This window comes from Rhodococcus sp. SB1D, from assembly GCF_048573875.1.
Taxonomy (GTDB): Bacteria; Actinomycetota; Actinomycetes; order Mycobacteriales; family Mycobacteriaceae; genus Rhodococcus_F; species Rhodococcus_F qingshengii.
In genome coordinates, this window is record NZ_JBMAIQ010000035.1 from 1 (window position 1) to 4,735 (window position 4,735).

The 4,735-nt window shown below is 61.7% G+C and carries 5 protein-coding genes and 2 pseudogenes; 5 read left to right on the plus strand and 2 right to left on the minus strand.

Annotated elements, in window-relative coordinates; translation table 11 throughout:
- The first annotated feature begins 1,175 nt into the window (after positions 1–1,175).
- A complete protein-coding gene (locus ACN50D_RS31150; RefSeq protein WP_212634121.1) occupies positions 1,176–1,427 on the plus strand; it encodes a hypothetical protein in 252 nt (83 codons plus the stop codon).
- A 484-nt stretch (positions 1,428–1,911) separates the two neighbouring features.
- On the opposite strand, the pseudogene ACN50D_RS31155 reads toward ACN50D_RS31150, so the two are convergent.
- Together ACN50D_RS31155 and ACN50D_RS31160 are read right to left on the minus strand one after the other, a co-directional pair.
- Positions 1,912–2,487 (minus strand): annotated as a pseudogene (locus ACN50D_RS31155) (DUF6461 domain-containing protein).
- 25 nt (positions 2,488–2,512) lie between these two features.
- Positions 2,513–2,704: a hypothetical protein gene (locus ACN50D_RS31160; protein ID WP_212634124.1), complete on the minus strand. Its 192-nt coding sequence runs from the start codon at positions 2,702–2,704 to the stop codon at positions 2,513–2,515.
- Between the two features lie 100 nt (positions 2,705–2,804).
- Between ACN50D_RS31160 and ACN50D_RS31165 the strand changes: the two are divergent.
- The 4 genes and pseudogenes from ACN50D_RS31165 to ACN50D_RS31180 form a co-directional block, all read left to right on the plus strand.
- A pseudogene (locus tag ACN50D_RS31165) lies at positions 2,805–3,521 on the plus strand (SOS response-associated peptidase).
- Positions 3,522–3,872: 351 nt separating this feature from the next.
- Entirely contained in the window at positions 3,873–4,136 is a 264-nt protein-coding gene (locus ACN50D_RS31170) for a hypothetical protein (RefSeq protein WP_212634125.1), read from the plus strand.
- A gap of 60 nt (positions 4,137–4,196) precedes the next feature.
- Positions 4,197–4,358, plus strand: coding sequence for a hypothetical protein (locus ACN50D_RS31175; protein WP_212634126.1), 162 nt, complete (start codon positions 4,197–4,199; stop codon positions 4,356–4,358).
- Positions 4,359–4,600: 242 nt separating this feature from the next.
- Positions 4,601–4,735 (plus strand): DUF3349 domain-containing protein (locus ACN50D_RS31180; RefSeq protein ID WP_419970255.1); only part of this gene is annotated, 135 nt, incomplete at its 3' end.

Below are 4,735 nucleotides of genomic sequence, written 5' to 3' on the forward strand. Positions count from 1 at the left end.
CTCGCAGGAACCATGGGTGAGGAACCGTCCGAGGAGGACATCGAACGCGTTACCCGTCGGCTCGACGACGTGGATTGGCCGTTGGCGACGTCCGAGTCGTATGACGGCGACGACGATGACGGTGCAGTCGATTCCACTGCCCACGAGAGGCTTCCGAAGTAGTGGTGGTGCAGGCATTCGCCGAAAGAAGGCGCCAACAGAGCAACGTCATCGGAAGGTGCATTTTCGGTGGTTGCCGGTTAATGGGGATGCCGTGTGCTTCGGTGGACCCCGCTGCCGTTTACATGCTGATCCAGCGGTCGCGGTTGGACTGATGTGACCGGTTATGTGCCGCCACCACTGCCGTGAGTGAGCAGCGTGTTGGTGGGCGCCTGTGTGCGACTCAGCCGAACCGTTCGCCCGCGGGCTGAAACATCATGGTAGGGCATTCAGTTGGTGGTTGAGGGATGTCTTTTCGTGGGTATTCACCGATCCGAACGAGTGCGGGTGCGGGTGCGGATCGGAGGGAGTGCGCGGTGCAGGATGTCAGGCGCGGGATGAGCGATGAGGACCTGGCGACGGAGTGTTGTCGGTTGGAGGGTCTGGACGAGCTGAGCCGCTGTGAGGAGATGCGGCTCGAGATCGTTCAGGACGAGTTGGAGTGTCGGCAGGCGGCTCGTCGACTCTGAGTGTTCGGTATTTCGGAGTTCGTTGTCGTTCAAGAGCGCCTGCGGGGCAGGAACTAGCCGATAGTTTCGACTGTTACATCGGTTGGAGCGGGTCGGATCTCGTTGCGGTGCGGACTCGCCAAGACGTGCGATGCGGTTGGGACTCTTTACGGGCGGGGTGAGTCTGGGGGATCGTGCCGGTCACCGCCCACCACCGACCCCATATGCGCGGTCGCGCTTCCCGCTTTCGGCAGTGAGTGCGCCCAGCTGCGTCGGCGGCCACGTCGTGCGCGGCGCTCCGCGTGATCGCGCCACGTTGGAAGTGAAGTGTTCGGTTGGTAACGGTTCACCTTCTCCGTAGACCAAACCTGATGGACTGTTTTAGGGTGGAGATGCAGGGTTGAGTAGTGAACCCGGCGCGGAAAGTGGGTCCCCGCGCTGTGTGCTCAACACGGGGACGTCTCACCTCGTGGAGTCCCTGCCGCTAACAGTTGGGTAGGGGCTCCACTTCGACGGTACGCCGAGTTGGTGTATCTGGAGGTGACGGAAATATTTGTCTTCGGCGTTGCCATTCTTTTACCGCTGCTCAAGGCATCGCACAGGGCGTTCACGCGAATTGAGCGCCCTGCACGCTGCTTGTGTGTCCGTATTGAGCGTCCCGACGAGTGCGCGGGCGTGGTGAAAGTGATATCCGGTATCGGATTACCCGGGGATGAGGAACCGATGCGGATGCTTGCCGACGGTCTGGGTTACTCGGTGGCGAAAGTGGAGCAGTCGTGACGGCGACGGCGACGGCGGTGGCGCTGAGCGAGATCGCCACTTTGATCGCGTGGCCATGCGCGCGCTGAGGAACGCGCGTCAAGGAGTATTGCACGTTTCGAATGCTGCACATCCGCCAGTCGACCTCGCCGGTCGTCACTGATCTGGATCAGGAACGTATTCGAGGAGGCTTTCAGATGATCGCAGGTGGTTGGATCTGGTGGCTTCCATTGCCGTGGGAATGGCGGATAGCTCTCTCCGAGGTGACTCCGTGCGAGTTGGGAGGCACACAGTGTTACTGAAGCCCGGGCAGATATGACGAAACCGCCGGAACCTGACGGTGTCCAGCGGCTTCACAGGGTCGGTGCCCGTCTTGCGCCTCTCGGCAAGTGGCCGCTCGAAGCGGCATTTCTGGGGTGGTACCCGGGGCAAAGAACCGAACACCGACAGCCTTTACAACGAACCAAGGCAGAGAGTTATTCCGGTGTACTGACCTGCATCGCGGTCAGTCGTCACTGCCTGCCACGAAGGTCGATGTCGACAAAAATACGGGGGTGATCTGCGCGCCGGTGTAGTTCGCGGCCAGCGCAAAAGATGCTTCGACGAAGTGGAATTTCCAGTCAGGAGTCGGTCCTTCACCGTCGGGGTCGAGCCCGACCTCTCTCATCCGCGACTGCTACGCCTCCGGTATCGGGTCCAGGCGCAGGTGAGGGTCGAAGTGCACAGCGCGAATGCCGTCCTGCCACAGGATGAACGAGGCGGCAGCTGCGACATTGCTCGAGTGTGTAAGCGTCTCACGTCCCGCCGACAGCGGCGCTATCAGTGCGTCGTCCGTGCCGGCGGAAGCCATCGGAGCGAGCGCGATCGTCCAGTTCTCCAAGGCCGCGGCGCCGACGATCGAAAACTCTTCCCAGCCGAGTTCGTTGATGCCCTGGAGTCCGCGTACTTCCCCCAGTTCGCGCACGGTCATCGCCTCGATCACGGCAGCCGGCGTTGCGTCGCGCACATAGGTCACGTACAGGCCGTTCTCGGTCCACGGATAGTCGCGGAAGAGCCACTCGGAGTCGCGATACGTTTTCATGCGTAGGCTCTCCCGAACGATTCCGTCATTTCCTGGTGATGATCGTCCGCAATACGAAACGGAACACCACCGCGGTACCGGCCCCGACCGCGACACCGGCCATCACGTCGGCGAGGAGAACCCCGACCGTGACACCGAGAACCGTGGCCGCTGCGATCGCCAATGCCACATCAGCAGATGCCGGCCGAGGACCGTTGATCGCAGAACCCCTCTCCATGCTGCCGACGTAGTCACGGAGATCATCACACGCCGCTGGAAGCGGAAGTCGGATCCACGCTGTTCAATGGGACAGGAACCGACTACGAGGAGGTCAGGCCATGTGCGGGCGCTACGCCAATCGAAGCTCAGATAAGGAATTGCAGTCGTTTTTCGACACGATGCAGACTGTCGGCGACGAACTGCCCCCGTCCTACAACGTCGCTCCCACACAGCCTGTCCGGGTGATCCTCGAACGAGCCCTGCACGAGGAACCCGACTCCGAGCCCCAGCGCCAGCTCCGGACCGTCCGCTGGGGTTTGCTCCCTGCCTGGGCCAAGGATCGGAAGATGGCATCCAAGCTGATCAACGCCCGCAGTGAAAGCGTCACGGAGAAGCCGTCATTCAGGAGTAGTGCTGCCAAAAGGCGGGCCATCGTTCCCGCGAACGGTTACTGCGAATGGATGAAAAGTGAAGAGGGAAAGAAGATTCCGTACTTCTTGCACGGAGAGAACGACGTGATCGCGATGGCTGGACTCTACGAGTTGTGGCCCGATCCTGAACTGCCCGAAGAGGATCCGAACAAATGGGTATGGACCTGCACCATTCTCACCCGGCCAGCTACTGATGCCACGGGACACATACACGACAGATCCCCGCTGATCCTGCCCGAATCGTTCTGGGAACACTGGCTCGACCCGAACCTCACCGACAAAGGCGAAGTCCAGGCGATGATCAATTCCGTTCCGTAGCCGCATCTCGAACCGTACGAGGTCTCGACCGCTGTGAACTCTCCAAGGAACAACGACCCGAGCTTGCTCGAACCGGTCGGACACTGACAGTCCCGGTGCCCTTGAGGAGCCCGAGGGGTCCGTGCCGCCGAACATGTTGCCCCGCTTTACGTATCGGGTTCCGGTGACGCGGCCTCGGGCTACCCAACGCTCCCCTCCGCAAGGTTAGGGGGCGTGGGCGGGTTTCTCGTTGTCCGGCCCCCGACGACGCAGCGAGAAGCCCGTGAATGCGCCAGCGGACGCCTCGCGAACGCTGACTTGCGGGGGTGAGTCCGAGAGCTGATGTCGGCGGCAGATGTGACGCCCCGAACTTCGTCGTCACAAGACTTGAGATTCGAACACAGTCGTTACGGGAACATGGTGGTTACGAGTTTTTTCGACTGACGGCGAGGTCGTGTGATGGAACGGTACAGGTTCACGTTCGCGGATGGATCGAGCACCGAAGAGTCTTTCGATTCGGACAACGAGGCGATCGTCGCGGCGACAGCCGCTAACGGTGGCAGTAGTTGGGGGTTGTATGTCCAGCGCTACGACGATCGCGGAGCGTTGTTGCCTACGAAACTTCCTCCGGGTGGGCATCGGGGCACGTGGTGCCCGAAGATCGGCGTGCCGAGTCCGGCGCTGGTAGTGGAGTCGGCGGTTGATCCGGCTTCGAAGCGGTGAGGCGTTTACAGGACCGCGGGCGGGGTAACTGGCGGTCAGATGGCATGAAGGAGTACTTGCATGGATGTCGATGACCTCGATGTGGTGGTGTGGCCGGAATCCGAGGAACGTGAAGCGTGGTGGCGTCAGATCGTCGGAGCGAGCCGAGATGGGTTGTCGGCGACGATGACACCGAATCGGAGTGTGCAGGACACCTCTTCTCGGCTTCTGCACGCCGCGTAGATTCGTCGCGAGCGCAACCCCGCCCGCCCTTGGCGGTGGCGTACCGTGTGTCCGCCGTGGAGGTCGAAAGTTCCATTCCGCGATCAGTCGACACCGTTGGCGGCGGGTGAGTTGTGCGTCCTTCCCGTGGGGAGGGCGTGCAGGGTCCGTCTGGTCGTTACTGACGAACGGCCAGGCGGGCCGTTCGCCCTTTTGTCGGAGTCCGCGATTCTTGACGGGCCGAACAACCTCGCCGGTGAGGGATGTCTGTCGTAGCGTTTGGGGAGAGGTGGTGGCGGGTGCGTCATCCGTTGAAAGCGGTGCTGGACTGGCTTCGTAGTGGTTACCCGGAGGGTATTCCGGAGAAGGATCACTTCGCAGTGTTGGCCCTCCTGCGC